This is a genomic window from Neisseria sp. P0022.S009 (assembly GCF_051956675.1).
In the GTDB taxonomy this organism is placed as follows: Bacteria; Pseudomonadota; Gammaproteobacteria; order Burkholderiales; family Neisseriaceae; genus Neisseria.
Map to the genome: position 1 here is coordinate 1 of NZ_JBQCXE010000081.1, position 434 is coordinate 434.

Sequence of the window (434 nt, forward strand, 5' to 3'; positions counted from 1 at the left end):
GGAAGCCTGCTATACTTAGCAGCTTATTTTGATTTGCGAAGTGAAATATCGACGCATCGATCTTTAACAAATTGGAAAGCCGCAATCAACAAACAAAGACAATGCGTTTGTTTTGATTTTTTATTCTTTGCAAAGAATAAAGAATCTCTCGCAAGAGAAAAGAAAACAAACACAGTATTTGGGTGATGATTGTATCGACTTAATCCTGAAACACAAAAGGCAGGATTAAGACACAACAAGCAGTAAGCTTTATCAAAGCAGGAATTTCAAGTTCGCTTCCCTAGTCAACGGGTAGGTAAACGAAGTCAGAGAGGTTCTTGAAATGATAGAGTCAAGTAAATAAATGCATCAGGTGGACGCCTTGGCGATGATAAGCGACGAAGGACGTGTAAGCCTACGAAAAGCGCGGGGAAGCTGGCAATAAAGCTATGACC

At 40.1% G+C, this 434-nt stretch carries 1 protein-coding gene and 1 rRNA gene; both read left to right on the plus strand.

Going from position 1 to position 434, the window contains the following annotated elements; all coding sequences use genetic code 11:
* Positions 1–186, plus strand: a 186-nt coding sequence (locus tag ACTHUG_RS11530; RefSeq protein ID WP_440422309.1) for a hypothetical protein, incomplete at its 5' end; no start/stop codon positions are given.
* 143 nt (positions 187–329) lie between these two features.
* Positions 330–434 (plus strand): 23S ribosomal RNA (locus ACTHUG_RS11535); the annotation flags it as partial.